General features: G+C 38.2%; 19 protein-coding genes. 4 read left to right on the top strand and 15 right to left on the bottom strand.

What is annotated here, in order from left to right:
* A complete protein-coding gene (locus BLR30_RS00940; protein ID WP_089853349.1) occupies positions 1–1,473 on the top strand; it encodes an alpha-amylase in 1,473 nt (490 codons plus the stop codon).
* Between the two features lie 125 nt (positions 1,474–1,598).
* Here BLR30_RS00940 and BLR30_RS00935 read toward each other — a convergent pair whose 3' ends face one another.
* Positions 1,599–2,927, bottom strand: a complete 1,329-nt coding sequence (locus BLR30_RS00935) for a carboxylesterase family protein (RefSeq protein WP_089853346.1) — start codon at positions 2,925–2,927, stop codon at positions 1,599–1,601.
* Positions 2,928–3,273: 346 nt separating this feature from the next.
* Here BLR30_RS00935 and BLR30_RS00930 point away from each other — a divergent pair, with 346 nt between their 5' ends.
* The 3 genes from BLR30_RS00930 (at position 3,274) to BLR30_RS17625 (ending at position 5,926) form a co-directional block, all read left to right on the top strand.
* Positions 3,274–3,828, top strand: coding sequence for a hypothetical protein (locus BLR30_RS00930; RefSeq protein ID WP_175443569.1), 555 nt, complete (start codon positions 3,274–3,276; stop codon positions 3,826–3,828).
* Positions 3,829–4,075: 247 nt separating this feature from the next.
* A complete protein-coding gene (locus BLR30_RS00925) occupies positions 4,076–5,644 on the top strand; it encodes a fibrinogen-like YCDxxxxGGGW domain-containing protein (protein ID WP_139164563.1) in 1,569 nt (522 codons plus the stop codon).
* A gap of 144 nt (positions 5,645–5,788) precedes the next feature.
* Positions 5,789–5,926: an HU family DNA-binding protein gene (locus BLR30_RS17625; RefSeq protein ID WP_175443568.1), complete on the top strand. Its 138-nt coding sequence runs from the start codon at positions 5,789–5,791 to the stop codon at positions 5,924–5,926.
* A gap of 408 nt (positions 5,927–6,334) precedes the next feature.
* On the opposite strand, the gene BLR30_RS00920 is transcribed toward BLR30_RS17625, so the two are convergent.
* From BLR30_RS00920 to rplJ, 14 genes are all read right to left on the bottom strand, one after another.
* A complete protein-coding gene (locus BLR30_RS00920; RefSeq protein ID WP_089853337.1) occupies positions 6,335–7,609 on the bottom strand; it encodes an alkaline phosphatase family protein in 1,275 nt (424 codons plus the stop codon).
* 172 nt (positions 7,610–7,781) lie between these two features.
* A complete protein-coding gene (locus BLR30_RS00915; protein ID WP_089853334.1) occupies positions 7,782–8,531 on the bottom strand; it encodes a T9SS type A sorting domain-containing protein in 750 nt (249 codons plus the stop codon).
* 3 nt (positions 8,532–8,534) lie between these two features.
* The gene (locus BLR30_RS00910; RefSeq protein WP_089853332.1) at positions 8,535–9,062 is read right to left on the bottom strand and encodes an ankyrin repeat domain-containing protein; all 528 of its coding nucleotides are present in this window, start codon (positions 9,060–9,062) and stop codon (positions 8,535–8,537) included.
* Entirely contained in the window at positions 9,059–9,604 is a 546-nt protein-coding gene (locus BLR30_RS00905; protein WP_089854571.1) for a YceI family protein, read from the bottom strand. The genes BLR30_RS00910 and BLR30_RS00905 overlap by 4 nt, the downstream gene beginning before the upstream one ends.
* A gap of 11 nt (positions 9,605–9,615) precedes the next feature.
* A complete protein-coding gene (locus tag BLR30_RS00900; RefSeq protein WP_089853329.1) occupies positions 9,616–9,954 on the bottom strand; it encodes a c-type cytochrome in 339 nt (112 codons plus the stop codon).
* A gap of 1 nt (position 9,955) precedes the next feature.
* Positions 9,956–10,801, bottom strand: a complete 846-nt coding sequence (locus BLR30_RS00895) for a DUF5777 family beta-barrel protein (RefSeq protein ID WP_089853325.1) — start codon at positions 10,799–10,801, stop codon at positions 9,956–9,958.
* 122 nt (positions 10,802–10,923) lie between these two features.
* A complete protein-coding gene (locus BLR30_RS00890; RefSeq protein ID WP_089853322.1) occupies positions 10,924–11,574 on the bottom strand; it encodes a Crp/Fnr family transcriptional regulator in 651 nt (216 codons plus the stop codon).
* 110 nt (positions 11,575–11,684) lie between these two features.
* On the bottom strand, positions 11,685–12,212 hold the full coding sequence (locus BLR30_RS00885) for a TetR/AcrR family transcriptional regulator (protein ID WP_089853319.1): 528 nt from the start codon (positions 12,210–12,212) through the stop codon (positions 11,685–11,687).
* Positions 12,212–12,721, bottom strand: a complete 510-nt coding sequence (locus BLR30_RS00880) for a hypothetical protein (protein WP_089853316.1) — start codon at positions 12,719–12,721, stop codon at positions 12,212–12,214. The genes BLR30_RS00885 and BLR30_RS00880 overlap by 1 nt, the downstream gene beginning before the upstream one ends.
* Before the next feature lie 184 nt (positions 12,722–12,905).
* Positions 12,906–13,211 carry a DUF3467 domain-containing protein gene (locus BLR30_RS00875; protein WP_029295596.1) on the bottom strand — a complete coding sequence of 102 codons (306 nt, stop codon included), beginning with the start codon at positions 13,209–13,211 and terminating at the stop codon, positions 12,906–12,908.
* A gap of 86 nt (positions 13,212–13,297) precedes the next feature.
* Positions 13,298–17,563 carry a DNA-directed RNA polymerase subunit beta' gene (gene rpoC / locus BLR30_RS00870; RefSeq protein ID WP_089853313.1) on the bottom strand — a complete coding sequence of 1,422 codons (4,266 nt, stop codon included), beginning with the start codon at positions 17,561–17,563 and terminating at the stop codon, positions 13,298–13,300.
* A 114-nt stretch (positions 17,564–17,677) separates the two neighbouring features.
* Positions 17,678–21,499 carry a DNA-directed RNA polymerase subunit beta gene (gene rpoB, locus BLR30_RS00865; protein ID WP_089853310.1) on the bottom strand — a complete coding sequence of 1,274 codons (3,822 nt, stop codon included), beginning with the start codon at positions 21,497–21,499 and terminating at the stop codon, positions 17,678–17,680.
* A 703-nt stretch (positions 21,500–22,202) separates the two neighbouring features.
* Positions 22,203–22,571, bottom strand: a complete 369-nt coding sequence (gene rplL / locus BLR30_RS00860) for a 50S ribosomal protein L7/L12 (RefSeq protein ID WP_042721315.1) — start codon at positions 22,569–22,571, stop codon at positions 22,203–22,205.
* A 46-nt stretch (positions 22,572–22,617) separates the two neighbouring features.
* Positions 22,618–23,205, bottom strand: a complete 588-nt coding sequence (rplJ, locus tag BLR30_RS00855; RefSeq protein ID WP_089853307.1) for a 50S ribosomal protein L10 — start codon at positions 23,203–23,205, stop codon at positions 22,618–22,620.
* Positions 23,206–23,219 lie beyond the last annotated feature (14 nt).

Below are 23,219 nucleotides of genomic sequence, written 5' to 3'. Positions count from 1 at the left end.
ATGAATGAAACGATGATTCAATACTTCCACTGGTACACGGAAGGAGAAGCTAAACTGTGGAAGGAAGCAGATAAAAACGCAGATTATCTGGCTGAATTAGGAATTACATCAGTATGGTTCCCTCCTGCATACAAGGGCGCTAACGGAGGCTACTCTATTGGTTATGACGCTTATGATCTTTATGATCTTGGTGAATTTGACCAGAAAGGAACCATTGCAACAAAATACGGAACGAAAGAAGATTACTTAAAAGCCATCAAAGCTTTAAAAGAGAAAAACATCAAAGTGATTGTTGATATCGTCCTGGGTCATAAAGGAGGCGGAGACGAGCTTGAAACCTTCAAAGCTGTAAAAGTAGATGAAGAGAACAGAGACAAAATTATATCAGATGAAATAGAAATACAATCCTACACCAAATTTACCTTTCCCGGACGTGAAAAGAAATATTCTGATTTCGAATGGAATTATACTTGCTTCAGCGGTGTAGATTATGCCGAGGGTATGGATTCCCATATATTCAAAATTAAGAACGAGTACGGAACCGACTGGGAAGAAATGATCGATGATGAAAAAGGAAACTACGATTACCTCATGTTCAATGATGTGGAACACCGCAATCCATTTGTGCGTGAAGAACTCAACAACTGGGCAAAATGGTATTTCGATGAGACGGATTTCGATGGTGTGCGTCTGGATGCGTTAAAACATATTTCATTTGATTTTTATAAAGAATGGCTCACTCTGCTGCGCTCCAACTCAGGGAAAAACATCTTTGCGGTTGGTGAATACTGGGCTCCGGGATATCTTAACCTTCTTCAAAAATACATTGATGTCACGGAAGGATGTATGAGTCTGTTCGATAGCTCTCTGCAGAATAATTTTCATACCGCTTCCAATGAAGGCGATTCTTATGATCTTCGCAGAATTTTTGATGAAACGCTGACGCAGGCCGATCCTCTTCACTCCGTAAGCCTGGTAGATAATCACGATACACAGCCTTTACAGGATCTGGAAGCACCGGTAGAAAACTGGTTTAAACCATTGGCTTATGCCCTGATATTACTTCGTCAGGACGGATATCCCTGCGTGTTTTATCCCGACTTATTTGGCGCACACTATGTAGATAAAGACAAGGAGGGCAATGACCAGGAAATATTTCTGGATAAGGTAGACGGGATTGAAGAGCTTTTAAAAGCAAGAAAAGACCATGCTTATGGCGAACAGCGGGATTATTTTGAAGATGCGAATTGCCTGGGTTGGGTGCGTGAAGGAGATGATGAACATTCAGGATGTGCAGTCGTTCTCAGCAACAAAGAAGCCTATGCAAAACCGATGGAAATGGGTGAACGATATATCGGAAAAACATTTTATGATGTACTTGGAAGATTTGAAGACAAAATAACGATCGATGAAAACGGATGGGGAAATTTTCCGGTTCCTGCAGGTAATGTGAGTGTCTGGCTTGAAGAATAATACTTTTTAAACACAAATGACACTGATTTAGACCGGTGTCATTTGTGTTTAAATTCTAAATATATCTTAACAAGATAATGAGCTTAATAAGCTAAAATTCTTCATGTTAAAATTAAGAATAAACTCTAAACCTTTCTCAACTTCAGGATTTCCGGCCTTTCGGAATATTCTGAAATAGCTCCTGTTCTGGCGAATTCTGCCCAAAGCGCACGAAGCTTCTTTCCGTTTTCCTGAATATATTCCCACGGCACATCTTTCAGTAATTCTGCCGATTTCCAGGCTTCTTTATTTTCAAAAATTAGGGGAAGATCGACACAATGAGAAGCTCCGATATAATTATTCTTTAGGGTTGACCGAATGCTAAACTGATAAATATTTCCACCACCCGCTGCATAATTCTCAGCAAAGATCTTGGCTGGTTTTTCATAAATTGATTCCGTGGTTTTCCTTACGATGGTATTGAGGATTTTATGGGGTAAATATGTGTAGATTCCCTGCTGGGCAGTTTTAACGTAGAAAGCCGTTTCATCATGATTCGAACCGATAAGAACATCCACTTTTCCTGCATTTTCTTTCCATTTCTCAAGGCTTTCTTCTTCCCTGCACAAGGGCGGAAAACCATATTGTGTGCAGAAAGGCATGGAAGTTTTCAGTCCGTATTTCCTGAATGAAGGTAAAAAATTCACATAGCCTTCCACCATTTTCAGGGGATCGCTTTCATCTTTTAAAACATCAGTTTTTCTGAAAAACTCAAGAGACATATCTTGTCTTCGGATCCTGAAACCTAATGGTGCACTGTGGATGATTGCCCGCTGAAACAAGTCCTCCACTCCTTCAGATATCATGAGATGAGCAATCGCATCACCGCCTGATGATTGTCCGAACAGCGTGATATTCCCTCGATCTCCACCAAATTCATGTATATATTTCTTTATCCAATGTAAAGCTGCAATCATATCATACAATCCCAGGTTGGCAGGTCTTTCTTCGTCACCTCCCAGAAATCCGAAAAGTCCCAGCCGGTAAGAAACAGAAACAACTATAATATTATGTTCTTTTACCCATACAGAAGGATCAGAAGTGGGAAGATCTCCGCATCCGATCTCATAAGAACCGCCATGAATCCAGACAATTACAGGAAGTTTTTCATTGTCATTAAAATGTTCCGGGCGTGTAATACTAAGAAACTGCGGCGATTGATCCGGTTGGAATTTCTCCACATCGGTCTTTTGAATCAGTCGATCCAGCAACGGACTTACATTCTGCGGACATACCGGAGTTTTTTCAGGAATCTCATGGATGCCAATATATTCTACAGGCTCGGGCTTTTTAAATCGTTCGGAACGGGCATACCGAATACTCTTGGCTTTTATAACGCCGCTTTCCTTTACTGCTGAAATTTTTCCGAAAGAAGTATGGAAGATATGAACTCCCTTGTGTTGCTGTGTTGTCATCCAGAAACAAGATTATCTTTTACTTTAAAAGTAGTAATTTATCTTTTTTGAGCCAAACATTTTAACTGAAACGTATCAACGATAAAGGCTTTTCTCTGGTATGAAAAATACGAGACCCTAAAAGTAGTCTTGGTTGGACTACTATTTCAGCTACAAATGTAAACAAAATATTTTCACCACCAAATACTAACCTCTTATTTTATAATTTCTTACTTACTGATACCAAAAATCACAAAACCTCACAAACTTACACTACAGTTTTCCTGATTTATTTTATATATTTGTGATCTAGTGTTCATTACCTAGAAATAGTAGTCCAACCAAGACTACTTTTACAATAGCACGTATGAACACAATGATGAAAAGTTATGAACCCTTTCCGTTACTACGTTTTTTCGTAGTTTGGTTGTATATTTTCATCCCTTTAAAAGCATATTCCGGTTCCTTTGTACCGGCAGATTCCATTATTTTTGTAGCTGAAGACTCGTATGTTTATTCAGAAACTTCTGTTTTTGTTGCAGGTTCTGAACATAATAAGTGTTTTACATCAGCTAAAAAGTCTAAAGATTTTCTTAAGAGATCATCCTTACCATTTTCTACTCAAAAATCAGTCAATATTGCAGCTAATAAAGCTTGCTATACAGGAAGTCCGTGGAACCGTAATGACCCCGGACGTATTTCTCGTACCTCAATGTTGGGGATTATGGGAAGTCCTTCTCTAAAACTTATTGATAAAACAATAAAATCTTTATTTCTCATACTTGTAATAATAGGTAGGGATAGAAATAATTTTATAAATAGTGCTTTTTATCCATTTCAAATTACAAATATCATCATCTATCACTTTGTGCGTCCTCCGCCTGTACTTCCATCTGAAAGTACAAAAGTTTTTAACACATAAGTCATATAAGAGAAAGGTGAAAACTTTGGTATTGGAATCGTCGTCAATTCGAGTGTTTTTTCGTAACAAGGTGAAGAAAAAATGTATCGAGAATGAAGTGTATCCTCAAGCTCGCAAACTTCTCGATACGACTTTTACAAAGTCTACTCGAAGTGACGGAGTGAATCAAAATGCACAACGAATAAGAATCTTAGTGTACTTCGTGTTCACAATTAAAAATATAACAACATAAATTAAATACAAAACAATGAAACATTTTATTACAATGGCTGTTCTATTCATCAGCCTCGTTATTAAAGCTCAGGTGGGGATTAATAATACCTCGCCTAAAGCAACCCTCGATATTACCGCTAAAACAACTGGCAGCACTACCGCTGAAGGATTGATAGCCCCAAGGTTGGAAGGTGTGGATATCAAAGGGAAAGATACAAAATATGATACCGCTCAAAAAGGAGCCATCGTCTATGCCCTTTCGGCGGTTGCTTCTCCAAGTACCAAGACAGCCAATATTACTGCAGAAGGATATTATTATTTTGACGGTAGTGTTTGGCAGAAGTTATCAAATTCTTCCGTGCCAGCAGTTGTCGTAACCTCATCAGCTCTTAACGGAACCTATAAAGCAGGAACTGCAATGACAGCTTCTAATACATTCACCGTTACCCTGACCAATAATTCTTTCAGTACAGCTACCATTGCTTTTGGCACTTCGGATCTGGTGCTTTCCGATGCTACTGGCGCTACCGGTTCTACCGGTATTTCAGTGGCTTCGATGAGTACAGCTTCCAGCAATTTGATTGCAGGAGCAAGTGTGACAGTAACTTATACCCTTTCCGGAACGCCGACTGCCTGCGGAACACTTACTGCAACTTGGAACAAACTTACCTTAAGTTCGGTTAAAACATCCACGGTGATGCCTACCTTTACGTGTAGCGCAGGATCTTGGGTAAGTGTATTACCAGAATACAGACTCAATGGTCTCATAAACGGAACAACATATTCCGGAACTTATACTCTGCCATATACTGCAGGAGGAAGTTCATGCAACTATGCAGGTGAAACCCTTATCCAGAATGGACTCACCTTAACCCTCACAGCAGGAAACTACAGTACCAGCGGAAACCTTACCTATACTTTATCAGGAACCTACACGGGTACAACTAACGGAGCAGTAACCTTTACAACAGCGGGAGGATGTACGATCTATCTGGGACCTTGTGCTACTTGTAAAGAAATCAAGGATAAAGGATTAACAACAGCAGATGGTGTTTATTATGTAGATATCGATCAGGCGGGAACTACCTATGCACCAATGAAAGCACAATGTGATATGACAACCGATGGTGGTGGGTGGATGCTTCTCAACGTTAATGGAACTAATTTTTCAACACAGGAACAAAAAGCTGAAATGACAGACCCCAACAGTAGTGGCTATCTGTCTCGTACAATGGTAATTCAAATTGCTACTATGAGCACACAGGTTCAATTGAGGTCAGGAAACTCATCCTCAAGCTATGCCAATAAAATAACTTCTCAGAACGGAGGCCCTGTGATCCTTGCTTTAAGAAGCTCAGATACAACAGCAGCTGGGCTTGGAACATGGCATAGATCTGGCGCGGTGAACGATTTTACTGATAATACAGCTATTAGCCCTGTAGGATCTTGGACATGGTATGGTGCTAATTGCTCCAGCGTTGCAGGTGGCTGGCCAAGCATGTATCATGATTGTGGTAATCCAAATGGTGTACATTGGCAATATCTTACTGTTTCTAATCGAACATCTGGTGGAGATCCATGGGCATCTACATGGATAAGATAGTATCAAAATTTACTAGCAAAAAACTAGAAGATTCTTAATGCTCGCGCCAGCGATCTGACAACAACTACATTAATAATCCTAACTCTAACAGGAGTTTCAACCCTGTTAGGGTTTTTAATAAACAAATTTAAAAACAAAAGTAGAATGTCAATATTACATAAAATCAAAGCATATCTCTGCGATAACGTTTTAGCGAAAAATAGTCCTAATGAATTCACGGCGCGAACGGTAAGCAAACGAAGCCTTAATGTCCGACGAATCTGCCAGGCAACTGTAGAGTAGCTTTATCATATTGCAGACCGGACGGTGCCACTCGTACTGTCCGGTCGGTACCATCCGTACTGTCCGTACACTGCCACTCGGGCGAACCGGAGAGTGCCACAGGTACGCGTGGGATCGTGTCACAGGTGTGAACCACTCCAAAATAAAATTTAAGATTTATTCAACAGCTCCGGTTTGGGAAAGATTTCCCGGCCGGAGTTTTGGCTTCGGCTCCGCTCAGCCAACCTTTGGGTGGAGGGTTTTGGGGAGAGTGGCTTCGAGAGCCTCAGCCACCTTTTAGTTGGAGAGTTTGAGGGTTTTAGAATTTAGAGTATGAATCTTCCTATATCTGAGTGCCAACGAAGACGAAATTCTTACGGAAATCAAAGATTCGACGTAGTGAATGACAAAATGTGGTGAAGAGTGTAACTATTTTAGCGTTTGCTTTAATACTTTGAATTTTCCGTCAATGGGTTGGCTTATATTTAAACCCAAAATATGGGCTACCAATGGATATACATTTATATTTTCAAATTCACCAATGGTAATATTACTTTTAAAGGCAGAACCCCAGGCGAAAAATGTAGCTTTCATTTCGGGGACGGTTCTCGAATCGTAGCCATGCTTTCCGGCAGAGGTTTTTTCTCCTTTTTCAAGAAATATTTTGGGAGCTTTAGGAATGAGAAGAATCTGGCCTATCCTACCGTACCGGTCGTCACGGGTTGCAAAGTGGAGCGATCTCGGTAATTTTTTGACAAGATATACTTCATAATCATCTGTTTTTCCGGCTTTCAGTTCTTTATAAACAGATGTAACCTCAGCAGGATTTTTAACATACACCCTTAACATCGTCTGAGAATTATAATAATCAAATTTATCTTTATTTAATAGCAAAGAAGGAATTTCGACAGGATTTTTACCATCAACTTTTATCATTCCGTGATCTGAAACGAAAATAATGTTCACATTTCTCAATCCCAGTTCATTAATTTTCTTTACCAGCTCTCCGACAGCCGTATCTACTTTCTGAACCGCTTCCTGTGCCTCTTTTGTATCCGGACCGAAATGGTGTCCGTTGGCATCCACTTCCGGGAAATATAAGGAAATAAAATGCGGCCTTTTATCCATCGGGAGCGTAAGCCAGTTTATCACTTTATTCACTTTTTCTGATGGCGTAAATTTCTCGTGGTAAGGATAGTAATACGTAGGTCTTGCACCTCCTGCATCACTCGATGAGCCTGGCCACATCAGAGACGCGGAAACCATTCCTTCTTTTTCGGCAAGTCCCCAAAGCGGAAGCCCTCCATACCAGCTTCCGTCCTCTGCATTGGCTTTATTACTTTTATTATACAGTTCTTTTCTTTTATAATCGTAAAAATAATTATCGATCACCCCGTGATGAGAAGGGTAAAGCCCTGTGATTAACGTCCAGTGATTCGGAAATGTAATACTCGGATAACTTGGAAGCATTGCTTTTGCCTGAATACCTTGGTCTGAATATTTTAAGAGATTTTCAGCATGATATTTCTTTGCATAATCATACCTGAAGCCGTCCGCTGAAATCATGATTACATAAGGCTTTGTCTGTGCTTCAACACTGTTGTATCTGCCTGGGATAACCACCTGAGCAGTGTCTGCATTTCCTTTTTGGCCAAAAGCCACCAGTGAGAAAACCAACAGCAATAATTGTAGTGCCTTTTTCATTATTTAAAAGTTTATGCAAAGGTAGTTTCTGAAATTTTGCCATGAAAGTCCGGCGAGTTAAAAAAACATTAAAAGCATTCGCAATTAAGAAGTATGCTTAAACTTTTGAATATAAAAAAAATGAAAAAAGCCACTTTTCAGTGGCCATTGATTCTTTATTGATGTGATTCGATTATTCTTTGATTAACTGTTCGAAAGCAGTTGATCCGTCTTTCAGACTAATTTCTAAGTAATAATTTCCGGATTTAAGATCAGAAACATTCATTTCCTTACCGTCCATTTTTACTGTTCTGATTTTTCTTCCTGTTGATTCAAATATATCTACCGATTTAATTTTGTCGGCATTTTTGAAGCTTACCGTTTCTTTTGCAGGATTAGGATACAGCACTACTTTTTTGTTTTCTGCAGCTACTTCACCCGTAGCCAGCACTGCTCCCATTGTAAGGCTTGCATATCCTCTCGACTGATGATACTGAAGACTGAGACCAGGACCTTTTGCATAAAATATATTAATGGTACCCGGTGTATTAGCTATGGCAAAATCGCCTGTCCCCCCGTTCAGGGATCTGGTAGCAACGACTGTTCTAATTCCTCCTGATGTTGTATTGGAAGTCATCGTCCAGTCCTGAACAGCATCTGCAGAAATGTTTCCTATTCCTCCGAAAGTGTAATCAAGACCTGCATTTGTTGATGAATTTGCATTATATACAAATCCATCTGCCCCGGCGGCCATTCCTGAATTTCCGAATCCTATTCCAAGATAAGCAGTATCAGATCCTGTTAATGTAATTGTCACCTGTGTTGGTGATGTCACCAATTTTACGGTCATTCCTGTTGATCCAAGGCTTACAGTTCCCGATGAGAACTGAGCTTGTGCCACTGTAGCCAGGACCATTGATAAAGTGAGTAAAACTTTTTTCATTCGCTAATTTTTTAAGAGATTAATTATTTCTTTATTATTGGTTTGCAGAGCATATTCAAAAGGAGTCATTCCCTGCGTGTCTTTTACGGTTTTGTCGGCTTTATATTTGAGTAATAATTCGGTCAGTTCTTTATTTCCTGACTTTACAGCCCAGAATAGAGGGGTCGTGCCGTTGGCATCCGCAATATTAGGATCAGCGTTTTTCTTCAGAAGATATTCCACAAGTTCCTTATTGTATCTGAAGGAAAGCCCTGATAACGCTGTTCCTTCTTTACTTTTGTAGTTGATATCTTTCACATTGTCTATCAAAAACTTAGCCACTTCAACATTCCCTCTGTAACACGCCAGAATAAGCGGTGAAAATCCACTTTCGTTGGTTTCGTTAATGACATTGGGATTTTTTTTCATCAGGTCTTTTACTTCCGAAACGGTACCTGTGCGTGCGATATCAAAGATGTTTTTCGCCTTTTCCTGGGCGAATGTAAGTGTGAATCCGAGAAATACACTTAGCATTACTATTAATTTTCTCATTGTTTCACCAAAACATAGTTATACTCTACATTTACCGTTTCGGCAACCTTTTTCATCACCATTTTAGGGATGGTTACTTTGTGGTCTGCAGCCTTTACTACAAATCCACCCGTCATATATATTTTCCCGTCTTTAGCATAGATTGTCGCAGCAGACGTATATGCTTTTGCCATCCCATGAAAGTTGAGAGTTCCCTGAACCGTATATTTTTGAGGTGAACCAGAAAGTTTTGATTTATCAAAGTTTACAATTTTACCGCTAAACGTGGTCTTTGGATATTTTCCTGTTTCTGCATAGCTTTCATTGAAATGCTCTTCCATGAGTTTTGTTTTAAAATGAAAGTTTTTAACAACTGAAACTGAAGCGATGTCTCCGTTGTCGGCATTTAAAACAACAATATTGTTGTCATCCTGCGCAAAAACATCTTCAAAAAGAGGTACTGAGGCCTCAAATGTTACTTTTCCTGTTTTGGACATATATTTCTGAGCAAAAATAAAATTGCCGGAGATGAACAAAACAATTAATACGATCAGCTTTTTCATAAGAATACTTTTTAGTTTTCGGTAAGCCCATCGGCTTTCCATTTGGTGATGATATTGATTTGTGAAGGTGAAAGACTACCGCCCTGTGGCATTTTCAAAGGATCTCCATTCGATCTGGTAATCCTGTCGATAATATTGTCGATATTATTTTTAACCTGCGTATAATTGGTAAGAGCCTGTGCTCCCGGAGAATGACAGCTCACACAATTAGCATCAATGATGACTTTCACATCCTTATTATAAGTTACCGTTTCTGCAATAGGTGTTGTGTCGGAGATCTCTTCATAGGTTCTGCTTTCACAAGCTACCATAAGAACCGCCGATGAAATGATATATATATACTTTTTCATTTTAAAATACTCTGTAAAGATTAAACCCGAAGAAAATCTGTCCTTTTTCCCACTTTCCGGTGGCATTCGTAAGATACCCGATATCTGAATTGATCTGGGAATTCGTAAATAACAGCTGGAAAACGTGTCCTCCCGTCTCGATGTCCATTCCTAACGACAAAGGATTTTTGTAAAAGCTGTGATTATCAAAATTCACAAAATATTCTGCATTAATGGATATTCTTTTTGAAATTTTATATCTCCCTCCAAGACCAGCCAGAAACTGGTTCTTGTCTTCTATATTTGGGTCATAAAGGTTTTTGTGAACATAAGATGGTGTAAGCTGTAATGAAAAGTCATCATTAAATCTCCTGGAAATCAAAGCCTGTGTAAGGTAAGAAAGCCTGTCTCCGAATTGAAGGTGCGGATAGTTATCTTTTTTAAGATCCGTGTTTACCGCCATCACATTATATCCTACGATATCAACAGGGAAGTTTTCATTTTGCTTGAGTAATCTGTATTTGGCTCCACCTTCAAAAGTTTTTTGGTTGGTTTCTCTGGAGAGATTAAATGAAAGCCAGTCTGTGGCTCCGTAAATTGCGCCTAATTTGGTAGAGGCATCATCTAATCCGAAGAAGTCTTTAAAGCCTTTACTTACATCTCCGAAACGGTGTGCCACAACAATATACCATTCTTTCTTGGCAGCGAGCTTTGTAGATTGACCAGTAACAATCTGCAGTGCTTTAAAGGCAGGTTGAGAAGTATCGGTGTTTTTTGTCTGAATGGTGTCAATATCTTTCAGTAAATCTTCCTGAGCGAAAGCTAAACCCGAAATTAATAATGACAACAATAACACAGTTTTTGTCATACAGCTTATATTAAATTTAGTATGACAAACTTAGAAACTTATGATTGCATAAACGTGTGATAAAAGTCACAACCCGGATAGTTTTTATCAATCGGATTGTTAAATGAATTAAATAGGATTAGTTAGTCTTGTGTAACATTTTCATTTAAAGGCATCTGAATACCTTCTTTAGTCTGAGTAATCTCCCCTTCGTTTTCCACTTTTTTCAGAACACGGCTTATCACTTCTCTGGAAGTTCCCAAATTGCTTGCAATTTCACGATGGGTGAGTTTAATCGGGTTATTGCCTGTAATTGAAATCTGTTGCCTGATGTAATTCAAAACTCTCTTGTCGAGCCTGTGAAAAACGGCATCATTCACCATGCTCATCACATCTGAGAATCTTTTATCGTACTCATGGTAAAAAACTCTGTTGATTTCAGGAAAGGCAATCAACCATTCATGAACAACTGAGATAGGAATCAGCATTATCTCAGAATCTTCTTCGGTAACAGCATAAACTCTGCTTACACAATCTGTAAAAATAGAAGAAAAGGTCATCAGACAACTGTCATTAGCTCTTATATAATAATAAACAAGCTCTCTTCCGTCATTTAAAGTAAAAACTCTGACCGATCCTTTTATAAGGAAAGGAACGAACTTGTTTTTCTGCCCATCGCGAATAATTTCTGTTTTTGCCTTAATTTCTGTGACCACAGCATGCTTATTCAGTTCACATAAAAATTCTTCGCCTAAAAAGCCAAACTTGTTAATACCAAATTGATTATTTAACATATTATGTACCATATCTGGTAACAAAGATATAAAAATGTGATTTCTATGCCGTATTTTTTTAATGTTTTATACAATACTTTGAAGATTCTTGGAAGGAAAAAAAGCTGTTTTTAAAAAAAAGAATTAATGTCCGCATCTGGATTTAAGGCAAGGAGAAATAAAAATCCTTCATACTTTGCGATAATATCAACTGCTGTTTTTCTTAATTTTTCAGTATTATCGGAAGCATTAACAATAAGATATTCAAGATTATCATAAAACTTTTTAACTTCATTCTTAAAATTCGGGAGTAACGTAAATGCTTCAAAGTACATAATAAAGTATGCTGACATTCCATTTTGGTTCAACGATAAAATTTGTGGAACAAAATCAAGATAAAAAGCCTGAATATTTTCTTCAATTTCTTTTACTGTCATTTTAGCCTCAAAATAAACATCCCAGTTAACAGAACGGTAAAACTGTAGAAAATAGCGATTTATAACATTTTCATAAAGATCATTTTTATTTTTGAAATAATGATAAAATGCTCCTTTTGAAAATCCTGAGGCTTCTACGAGTTGCTGCATAGAAGTATTATGAAATCCCTTATTGATAAATATCTGATAAGAAGTTAGTAATATTTTTTCCTTTGTTTCCATTATTTCCCTGTCATTGCGGCGTTGGTTGCAAAGATAATAATACAAAGTCCAATGATAACAGCTATCGCTATTAGCCCGTAAAATCCTTTTGAAAAAGTCATTTTGCTATCATCATTCTTCCATTCTTTGATTATTTTCATTGAGTAGAATATTAAAGGAATTGAAATAACACAACCTACTATTTCCAAAATATAAAGTAGTTCTGGCATTGGAGTGGGAGACTTAGGGAAAATCTTAAATAAATCGATAATATAAACCGTAAAATAACTGATTCCACATAAATATGCAGCTTTAAATGACCATTTAAAGTTCTTGTTAATAAAATACACTAAAAACAAACTTATAAGTCCTAAAATGGTAAGAAAAATATTGAATATTGCAAGAATCATCGAATTGATATGTGAAAAGTCGCGCGATTCAATAAATCCACCCGGAATCATTAAAGTTAGATTAATAACTGATAAAATAAGAAAAAAACTGACTATTCTTTTATTTGTATTTGCATTCATAGTTTGACTTTTGCATACCGAACGTTCGGTCTGTAAAGATAAGCAAGATTTTATAATTTTAAAAAAAAGAAATATTTCTTTCTTAACTAATTGATATATAGAAACATTATGGTTGGTTAAATTTTAAATATAACATAAAATGCCCCAGCTTTCGCCGGGGCACTGTGTTTATTATGAGTAAATCTTAAGCGTTTACGTTGTTACCTCCTAATACGAAAGGTTCAACTTCTTTGATTTCTCCAAATTGCTGCTCGTAGTTAGCAATATTTTGCTGAAGAGCAGAAAGTACTCTCTTAGCATGAAGCGGAGCAAGAATAACTCTTGATCTTACTTTAGCTTGTTGTACACCTGGCATTAACTGGATGAAATCTACTACGAATTCAGATGGAGAATGGTTTACCAAAGCTAGGTTTGCATAGATACCAGCAGCTACCATTTCGTTTAATTCGATGTTGATGTTTCCGTCTTGTGGATTTTGATTGTTGTCCATTGTTATAAAATATTTTTTTATTCGAAATTTTGAGGTTGTGAAAATATAAAAATAAATTCAAACCTCAAATTTCCGAATCATTAATTTTAGTTAAGATCTTCGAATTCTTTTTTAGAACCTACGATCACATTTTGATATTCTTTAAGACCTGTACCTGCAGGAATTCTATGCCCTACAATTACATTTTCTTTAAGACCGTTCAGTTCGTCTACTTTACCTGCTACTGCGGCTTCGTTCAGAACTTTAGTTGTTTCCTGGAATGATGCAGCAGACATGAATGATTTAGTCTGAAGAGCCGCTCTCGTAATACCCTGCAATACCGGTGTTGCGGTAGCTGGCAACGCTTCTCTTACCTGAACCAAAGCCTGGTCTTCACGCTTCAGTTTAGAGTTTTCATCTCTCAATTCTCTTGCAGTAATCATTTGTCCAGGCAGGAATACTTTAGAATCACCCGCATCTACAACTACTTTCAATCCGAATACCCTGTTGTTTTCTTCCAGGAAGTCATATTTGTGCTCAAGAGCTCCTTCAAGGAACTGAGTATCACCTCCATCAACGATAGATACTTTCGTCATCATCTGTCTTACGATAATTTCAAAGTGCTTGTCATCGATTTTTACCCCTTGTAGACGGTAAACTTCCTGAATTTCATTTACTAAATATTCCTGAACCGCAGTTGGACCTTTGATTCTCAAGATATCGTCCGGAGTGATTGATCCGTCAGAAAGCGGCGAACCGGCTCTTACGAAGTCATTCTCCTGTACCAGAATCTGGTTGGATAATTTAACTAAATAAATTTTTCTCTCACCAGTTTTAGCTTCAACGATTAATTCACGGTTACCTCTCTTAATTTTTCCGTAAGAAACTACCCCGTCGATTTCTGTAACCACTGCCGGGTTTGAAGGGTTTCTTGCTTCGAATAATTCGGTAACTCTCGGAAGACCTCCGGTGATATCCCCTGCTTTTGCAGATTTTCTCGGGATTTTGATTAAGACTTTACCAGCCTTAATTTTTTCACCATCGTTTACCATTAAGTGGGCTCCTACCGGTAAGTTGTACGCTTTTTGCTCAACACCTTTAGAATCTACCACTTTCAAAGTAGGTACGGCTTTCTTATTTCTGGATTCGGAGATTACTTTCTCTTCAAATCCTGTCTGTTCGTCAATCTCCAACTGGAATGAAATACCCTGGATAATATCCTCATATTCTACCTTACCGGCAGTTTCTGCAATGATAACCGCGTTATAAGGATCCCATCTACAGATCACGTCACCTTTCTTCACTTTATCACCAGGTTTTACTGATAATATGGAACCATAAGGTACGTTAGCAATCATTAACGGTGTTCTGGATTCGTTATCAGCAACCAATCTGAATTCCGTTGAACGAGAAACTACAACTTCAGCTGTATTACCGTTTTCATCTTCAGAAGTAATCGTTCTTACTTCGTCCATTTCAACGATACCATCTCTTCTTGCAACGATTGATGGGTTTTCAGATACGTTTCCTGCAGTACCCCCTTGATGGAAGGTTCTCAACGTAAGCTGAGTTCCCGGTTCCCCGATGGACTGTGCTGCGATTACACCTACTGCTTCACCCATATGGATCGTTTTACCTGTTGCCAGGTTTCTACCGTAACATTTTGCACAGATTCCTTTCTTGGCTTCACAAGTTAATGGTGAACGAACTTCCACTGATTCTAATCCTGCTTCTTCGATTCTTTTCGCTAATTCTTCAATGATTACCTGATCTGCTTCAGCGATTAATTCGTCAGTTTCCGGATCGTAAATATTATGTAAAGATACTCTACCTAAGATTCTTTCAGAGATTCTTTCTACGATCTCGTCATTTTTCTTAAGTGCAGTAACTTCTGTACCTCTTAAAGTTCCACAGTCGTCTTCTGTAACGATAACGTCCTGTGCAACGTCTACCAATCTTCTCGTTAAGTAACCAGCATCGGCCGTCTTAAGAGCGGTATCCGCAAGACCTTTACGAGCACCGTGGGTAGAGATAAAGTATTCTAGGATGGAAAGACCTTCTTTAAAGTTCGCAAGGATCGGGTTTTCGATGATCTCCGCTCCGGTAGAACCCGCTTTTTGCGGTTTCGCCATCAAACCTCTCATCCCTGATAACTGACGGATCTGTTCCTTAGAACCCCTCGCTCCAGAGTCAAGCATCATATATACAGAGTTGAAACCTCCTTGATCGGTTTTCATTCTGCTCATAATCATCTCTGTTAATCCAGCGTTCGTGTTTGTCCAAACGTCGATTACTTGGTTATAACGTTCTGTATCGGTAATAAGACCCATGTTATAGTTGGCTCTAATTTCGTCAACAGCTTCGATAGATTGTGCAATCATCTGCTTTTTCTCAACAGGAACAACGATGTCTCCTAATGAGAAAGAAAGACCTCCTTTGAATGCGTTTGAATACCCTAAGTCTTTCATTGCATCAAGGAATTTCACAGTTGTAGGGAAATCTGTATCAGCAAGGATTTTACCGATAACGTTTCTTAATGATTTCTTAGTTAAAAGTTCATTAATATACCCTACTTGTTTAGGTACAATCTGGTTGAACAAGATTCTACCTACAGAAGTTTCGATCAGTTTTGTAACGATTTCTCCGTTTTCTTTAATAGGAAGTCTACATCTTACTTTAGCATTTAAAGATACTCTTCCTTCAGCATAAGCAATTTCCGCTTCTTCAGGAGAATAGAATGCAAGACCTTCACCTTTCACTTTCATATCTTCTGTAGAACTTAATTCCTTAGTCATGAAATAAAGACCAAGAACCATGTCCTGAGAAGGTACCGTAATTGGAGAACCGTTTGCAGGGTTCAGGATGTTCTGAGAACCTAACATCAATAACTGAGCTTCAAGGATTGCTTCAGGACCTAACGGTAAGTGTACCGCCATCTGGTCACCATCGAAATCGGCGTTGAATGCTGTCGTTACTAACGGGTGAAGCTGAATTGCCTTACCTTCGATCATTTTAGGTTGGAAAGCCTGAATACCCAATCTGTGAAGAGTAGGTGCCCTGTTCAATAGTACCGGGTGACCTTTCATCACGTTTTCAAGGATATCATATACAACAGGTTCTTTTCTGTCGATAATTCTCTTTGCAGATTTTACTGTTTTTACAATTCCTCTTTCAATCAGCTTTCTGATGATAAACGGTTTGTAAAGTTCCGCAGCCATATCTTTAGGAATACCACACTCGTGAAGCTGTAAGTTCGGACCTACAACAATTACGGAACGCGCAGAGTAATCTACCCTTTTTCCTAATAAGTTCTGACGGAAACGACCCTGCTTACCTTTCAATGAATCGGAAAGTGATTTCAATGGTCTGTTGGATTCAGATTTTACCGCAGAAGATTTTCTTGTGTTGTCGAATAATGAATCTACTGATTCCTGAAGCATACGCTTCTCGTTTCTCAAGATTACTTCAGGAGCTTTGATCTCCAATAATCTCTTCAAACGGTTGTTTCTGATAATAACTCTTCTGTAAAGGTCATTCAAATCGGATGTCGCGAAACGTCCACCATCCAACGGAACCAATGGTCTTAATTCCGGCGGAATAACTGGAAGCACACGCATAATCATCCACTCAGGCTTATTAATCATTCTTGTATTGGCACCTCTCAATGCTTCTACAACGTTCAATCTTTTTAATGCCTCAGTTCTTCTTTGTTTTGAACCTTCATTGTGTGCCTTGTGTCTCAAGTCGAAAGACAATGCATCAAGATCAATTCTTTTTAATAATTCCTCAACCGCTTCAGCACCCATCTTCGCGATGAATTTGTTTGGATCGGAATCATCAAGATATTGGTTCTCAATAGGAAGAGTTTCCATGATATCAAGATACTCCTCTTCCGTTAAGAATTCCATATGATCGAAATCTGAACCGTCTAATTTTTTAGCAATACCCTGCTGAATTACTACATATCTTTCGTAGTAGATAATCATATCCAATTTCTTGGAAGGAATTCCTAAAAGGTAACCGATTTTGTTTGGTAAAGAACGGAAATACCAGATGTGAGCGATAGGAACTACCAGATTGATATGTCCGATTCTCTCTCTACGTACTTTTTTCTCTGTAACTTCTACTCCACAACGGTCGCAAACGATCCCTTTGTAACGAATTCTCTTGTATTTACCACAAGCACATTCGTAATCCTTTACAGGACCGAAGATTTTTTCACAGAACAAACCGTCTCTTTCAGGTTTGTGCGTTCTGTAGTTAATAGTTTCCGGCTTAAGAACCTCACCTCTCGATTCCTGAAGAATCGATTCCGGAGAAGCTAAACCGATGGTTATTTTATTAAATCTACTTGATTTATTTTTATTTGACATAATTTTTATTTTGATTAAAAGATTAAAAGATTGAAAGATTTAAAAATTACTTTCGCACTTATTATCTCTGAGTTTAATTAATGCATTAATTTTTTAATAATTAAATCTTTTAATTTACTCTTCCAATCTTACGTCTAATCCAAGACCTTGTAACTCGTGAAGTAATACGTTGAATGATTCCGGAATACCTGGTTCAGGCATAGATTCACCTTTTGCAATTGCTTCGTAAGTTTTTGCTCTACCAATCACGTCATCCGACTTCACAGTAAGAATCTCTCTCAGGATATTTGATGCTCCGAATGCTTCAAGAGCCCAAACCTCCATCTCCCCGAATCTCTGACCTCCGAACTGAGCTTTACCTCCTAACGGCTGTTGAGTAATCAATGAGTATGGACCAATAGAACGTGCGTGCATCTTATCATCAACCATGTGTCCTAATTTCAACATGTAGATCACACCCACTGTCGCTGCCTGAGTAAATCTTTCCCCGGTACCACCATCATAAAGATAGGTGTGACCGAATTTAGGAAGACCTGCTTTCTCAGTATATTCAGTAATCTGATCAAGACTTGCTCCGTCGAAGATCGGTGTAGCGAACTTCAATCCTAATTTCTGACCAGCCCATCCAAGAACTGTTTCATAGATCTGACCGATGTTCATACGAGAAGGTACCCCAAGCGGATTCAATACGATATCTACAGGTGTCCCATCTTCAAGGAATGGCATATCTTCTTCACGAACGATTCTCGAAACGATACCTTTATTACCGTGACGACCCGCCATTTTATCTCCTACATTCAGCTTACGTTTCTTAGCGATGTAAACTTTAGCCAATTTCATGATACCTGCTGGTAATTCGTCTCCGATGGAAATTGCGAATTTCTCACGATTTTTAACCCCTTGGATATCGTTATACTTGATTTTGTAATTGTGAATTAATTGTTTGATTAATTCATTTTTATCGTTATCTACTGTCCAGTCTGAACCGCTAACGTTTACATAATCTTCAACTGAAGTCAATAATTTATGAGTGAACTTCACACCTTTACCGATGATTTCTTCGTCTAGGTCATTTTTCACCCCTTGAGAAGTTTTACCGCTAACAAGGGTATTTAATTTTTCAATTAAAGTGTTTCTCAAATCATCAAACTTAGCCTTGTAAGTGTTTTCAATCTCTTCAAGCTTAAGTTTTTCTTCAGTTCTTTTCTTTTTATCTTTAATGTTTCTTGAGAACAATTTCTTGTCGATCACAACACCTCTTAATGATGAATCTGCTTTCAATGAAGCATCCTTCACATCACCAGCTTTGTCACCGAAGATTGCTCTAAGTAATTTTTCTTCCGGAGTCGGATCAGATTCACCTTTTGGAGTGATTTTACCAATCATGATGTCTCCAGGCTTCACTTCAGCACCGATTCTGATCATACCGTTCTCGTCAAGATCTTTGGTAGCTTCTTCAGAAACGTTCGGAATATCTGCTGTAAGCTCTTCCATACCTAATTTGGTATCACGAACCTCAAGAGAATATTCATCTACGTGGATTGAAGTAAACCAGTCTTCACGAACTACTTTTTCGTTGATTACGATCGCATCCTCGAAATTGTATCCTTTCCAAGGCATGAACGCAACCACTAAGTTTCTACCAAGAGCCAATTCTCCTTTTTCAGTAGCATAACCGTCACAAAGTACCTGTCCTTTTTCCACTACATCACCTACTCTTACGTTTGGTCTTAGCGTAATGGTTGTACTTTGGTTAGTTTTTCTAAACTTAGTTAAGTTATATGTTTTCGTAGCAGACTCGAATTGTACCAAATCTTCGTCTTCGCTTCTTTCGTATTTAATAACGATTTTGTCAGCATCTACATACTCTACAGTACCGGTACCTTCAGCGTTAATTAAGATTCTTGAATCTCTTGCAACCTGCTGCTCAAGCCCTGTACCAACTACCGGAGCCTGTGGCTTCAATAGAGGAACTGCCTGACGCATCATGTTAGATCCCATCAATGCACGGTTCGCATCATCGTGCTCAAGGAACGGAATCAATGAAGCAGAAATACCTGAGATCTGGTTTGGTGCAACATCGATCAGATTAACCTGAGCAGGTTCAACTACCGGATAATCACCATCTAATCTTGCAATAATTCTGTCTGTTTCGAAATCACCATTATCGCTCAATTCGACGTTTGCCTGAGCAATTACTTTATCTTCCTCGTCTTCCGCATTTAGGTAGATTGGATCTGCTGACAAGTCAATTTTACCATTCTCAACTTTTCTATACGGAGTTTCGATGAAACCTAATCTATTGATTTTAGCATAAATACCTAAAGATGAAATCAAACCGATGTTTGGTCCTTCCGGAGTTTCAATCGGACAAATTCTTCCGTAGTGCGTATGGTGAACGTCTCGAACCTCGAAACCTGCTCTTTCTCTTGATAAACCACCCGGCCCTAGTGCAGAAAGTCTACGCTTGTGCGTGATTTCTGAAAGCGGATTGGTTTGGTCCATAAACTGAGAAAGCTGGTTAGTACCAAAGAATGAGTTGATTACAGATGTTAAAGTCTTTGCATTAACAAGATCAAGCGGAGTAAAGATTTCGTTATCTCTAACGTTCATTCTTTCCTTGATTGTTCTTGCAATTCTTGAAAGACCTACACCGAACTGTCCTGCCAATTGCTCACCAACAGTTTTAATTCTTCTATTTGATAAGTGGTCGATATCGTCAACTTCAGCTTTAGAATTTACCAATTCGATCAAGTGTCTTACGATCGCAATGATATCTTCTTTAGTAAGAACTTCAGTTGTTGTAGGAATGTTAAGACCTAATTTTTTGTTTAGTCTGTAACGTCCAACTTCACCAAGAGAATATCTTTGCTCAGAGAAGAATAATTTTTCAATGATACCTCTTGCCGTTTCTTCATCTGGCGGATCTGCATTTCTTAACTGACGATAAATATATTCTACCGCTTCTTTTTCAGAGTTGGTAGGGTCTTTCTGTAATGTATTCTGAATGATAGAGAATTCGTTAGAATTTTCTTTGTGAATCAAGATAGATTTCACACCAGCATCCAAAATAAGATCCAAATGTTCTTTTTCAAGAATTGTTTCTCTATCAAGGATGATCTCGTTTCTTTCGATAGAAACTACTTCACCTGTATCTTCATCTACGAAATCTTCGAACCATGTGTTCAAAACTCTCGCAGCTAATGTTCTTCCTTCTACTTTTTTAAGGGCAGCTTTAGAAACTTTCACTTCCTCAGCAAGGTCGAAGATCTGAAGGATATCCTTATCAGATTCGTATCCGATCGCTCTTAATAAAGTTGTTAATGGTAATTTTTTCTTACGGTCGATATACGCGTACATTACGCTGTTGATATCGGTTGTAAATTCCATCCAAGATCCTTTGAAAGGGATAATTCTTGAATAATATAATTTGGTTCCGTTTGCGTGGTAAGTCTGCCCGAAGAATACACCAGGTGAACGGTGTAACTGCGTAACGATAACTCTTTCTGCACCATTGATGATGAAAGATCCACTAGGAGTCATGTAAGGAACCGGTCCTAAATATACATCCTGAACCACGGTCTGAAAATCTTCGTGTTCAGGGTCTGTACAATACAATTTAAGTCTTGCTTTAAGAGGCACGGAATACGTCAATCCTCTTTCTACACACTCATCGATTGAATAACGTGGAGAATCTACCAGATAATCCAAGAATTCCAATACAAATTGGTTTCTGGAATCGGTGATCGGGAAATTTTCCTGAAAAGTCTTGTAAAGACCTTCATTCGTTCTGTCTTCAGGAAGCGTATCAAGCTGGAAAAACTCTTTAAAAGACTCAATCTGGATATCCAGGAAGTCAGGAGTGATGATTTTTCCTTTTGCTGATGAGAAATTAATTCTCGGCGTTCCCTTAGTTGTTGCTGTTGTTTTACTCATAAAACTTTTAAGAAAGGGTTAAAAAATATTTTGTTATTTAAAAAAATATCAGAAAAGAACAAGAAACGAAGTAAAAGTGAAAGGTAAAAAGTGTTTTGGCGCTCACAAAGGACCTTGAACTCTTTTAGCTTTGTACTTGATTCTTTCTAACTGCAACACTGGTATATCTTTTCACAGTGTAGTGCAAAATATTTTTATTGCTCCGAGGCGGAATACCTGTAATATCTATATACAACAAAGCCCTTTCACATAATGAAAGAGTTGACTTATAGTATTTTATAGATTTAAAAACAATTTTTCGCGCCAAAAGAGAATGCAAATTTACGAAAACTTATCCACAATGACAATTTTTATTGAATAATTTAATGGAGTACTTCAATCATCAATGCAAAATACTGTTAACTATACTATCAAAATTCTTTTTATTTTGACATCCTTCCACAGGAGAGATATTTATACAAGATGATTTTAATGGAAATTATCATTGGCTATTGTGATTATTGAATCTAACATCCTACTGTTATAGCCCCGATAGTAGCGTTTGTCTGAGCTATTTTTCTGCTTTCGGCGACGCGGCTCCGCCGCGTCGCCGAAAGCAGAAAAATAGCTAGTGCGGATAGCGGGATCAAGCTCCTCAAAATTAATTATCGAAAATAAAAAAGCCCGGACAAACGTCCAGGCTTTGTATTATAGATTCTTGAAATTATTTCAATTCTACTTCAGCACCAGCTTCTTCTAATTGCTTCTTAAGCGCTTCAGCTTCGTCTTTAGAGATACCCGTTTTGATTGGAGCAGGAGCACCATCTACGATATCTTTAGCTTCTTTAAGACCAGCACCAGTTAAATCTTTTACCAATTTAACGATAGCCAATTTAGAAGCGCCTGCAGACTTAAGAATTACATCGAATTCTGTTTTTTCTTCAGCAGCTTCACCTGCACCACCTGCAGCAACTACTACAGCAGCAGCAGCTGGCTCAATTCCGTACTCATCCTTAAGGATAGTAGCTAATTCGTTTACGTCTTTTACAGTTAAGTTTACTAGCGTTTCAGCTAAATTTTTTAAATCTGACATTGTTGTAATGTTTTTGTTGATTATTTATTTAATTTTTTGAGTGTAATTATTCAGCAGTTGGAGCTTCTCCTTCTGCAGCTGGAGTTTCCGGATTTTCAGTAGCCGGAGCTTCTTCTACTGCAGGTGCAGCTTCTTCAGTTGAAACTTCTGCAGTTTCAGATTTGTTTTGAAGAGCAGAAACAACTCTTTGGATTGGAGACTGAAGCAATCCGATGATTTCACCGATCATTTCTTCTCTAGACTTGATGCTAACTAAAGTATCAAGGTTATTGTCACCAACGTAGAAAGTTTCCTGTACGAAAGCTGATTTCAATGCAGGCTTCTCTTCTTTCTTTCTGAAGTCTTTGATTAATTTTGCAGGAGCGTTAGCTGTTTCAGCAATCATTAATGCAGAGTTACCTTTGAAAGTTTCGAACATTTCAGAGAAATTTACCCCATCAATCTGCTCCATTGCTTTTTGCAAAAGTGTATTTTTTACCACTTTTACTTTGATATTTTGCTTGAAAGCCTGTCTTCTGAATTCAGAAGATTTAGCTGCATTCAAACCGTCTAGATCTGCTACATATACTACTTTAGCATCCTGAAGCAAATCTTTGATCTCTTGTATCGCTACAACTTTTTGGTCTTTTGTCATTGTCTTTAGGATTA

Source organism: Chryseobacterium taeanense, from assembly GCF_900099685.1.
GTDB lineage: Bacteria > Bacteroidota > Bacteroidia > Flavobacteriales > Weeksellaceae > Chryseobacterium > Chryseobacterium taeanense.
Note: the sequence above shows the minus strand (reverse complement) of the source record. Positions and strands in the feature narration are given on the sequence as shown.

Excerpts from the sequence above, each read along its gene's own strand:
- BLR30_RS00940 (WP_089853349.1), top strand. The coding sequence starts at position 1 with ATGAATGAAACGATGATTCAATACTTCCACTGGTACACGGAAGGAGAA.
- BLR30_RS00935 (WP_089853346.1), bottom strand. The coding sequence starts at position 2,927 with ATGACAACACAGCAACACAAGGGAGTTCATATCTTCCATACTTCTTTC.
- BLR30_RS00930 (WP_175443569.1), top strand. The coding sequence starts at position 3,274 with ATGAACACAATGATGAAAAGTTATGAACCCTTTCCGTTACTACGTTTT.
- BLR30_RS00925 (WP_139164563.1), top strand. The coding sequence starts at position 4,076 with ATGAAACATTTTATTACAATGGCTGTTCTATTCATCAGCCTCGTTATT.
- BLR30_RS17625 (WP_175443568.1), top strand. The coding sequence starts at position 5,789 with ATGTCAATATTACATAAAATCAAAGCATATCTCTGCGATAACGTTTTA.
- BLR30_RS00920 (WP_089853337.1), bottom strand. The coding sequence starts at position 7,609 with ATGAAAAAGGCACTACAATTATTGCTGTTGGTTTTCTCACTGGTGGCT.
- BLR30_RS00915 (WP_089853334.1), bottom strand. The coding sequence starts at position 8,531 with ATGAAAAAAGTTTTACTCACTTTATCAATGGTCCTGGCTACAGTGGCA.
- BLR30_RS00910 (WP_089853332.1), bottom strand. The coding sequence starts at position 9,062 with ATGAGAAAATTAATAGTAATGCTAAGTGTATTTCTCGGATTCACACTT.
- BLR30_RS00905 (WP_089854571.1), bottom strand. The coding sequence starts at position 9,604 with ATGAAAAAGCTGATCGTATTAATTGTTTTGTTCATCTCCGGCAATTTT.
- BLR30_RS00900 (WP_089853329.1), bottom strand. The coding sequence starts at position 9,954 with ATGAAAAAGTATATATATATCATTTCATCGGCGGTTCTTATGGTAGCT.
- BLR30_RS00895 (WP_089853325.1), bottom strand. The coding sequence starts at position 10,801 with ATGACAAAAACTGTGTTATTGTTGTCATTATTAATTTCGGGTTTAGCT.
- BLR30_RS00890 (WP_089853322.1), bottom strand. The coding sequence starts at position 11,574 with ATGTTAAATAATCAATTTGGTATTAACAAGTTTGGCTTTTTAGGCGAA.
- BLR30_RS00885 (WP_089853319.1), bottom strand. The coding sequence starts at position 12,212 with ATGGAAACAAAGGAAAAAATATTACTAACTTCTTATCAGATATTTATC.
- BLR30_RS00880 (WP_089853316.1), bottom strand. The coding sequence starts at position 12,721 with ATGAATGCAAATACAAATAAAAGAATAGTCAGTTTTTTTCTTATTTTA.
- BLR30_RS00875 (WP_029295596.1), bottom strand. The coding sequence starts at position 13,211 with ATGGACAACAATCAAAATCCACAAGACGGAAACATCAACATCGAATTA.
- rpoC (WP_089853313.1), bottom strand. The coding sequence starts at position 17,563 with ATGTCAAATAAAAATAAATCAAGTAGATTTAATAAAATAACCATCGGT.
- rpoB (WP_089853310.1), bottom strand. The coding sequence starts at position 21,499 with ATGAGTAAAACAACAGCAACAACTAAGGGAACGCCGAGAATTAATTTC.
- rplL (WP_042721315.1), bottom strand. The coding sequence starts at position 22,571 with ATGTCAGATTTAAAAAATTTAGCTGAAACGCTAGTAAACTTAACTGTA.
- rplJ (WP_089853307.1), bottom strand. The coding sequence starts at position 23,205 with ATGACAAAAGACCAAAAAGTTGTAGCGATACAAGAGATCAAAGATTTG.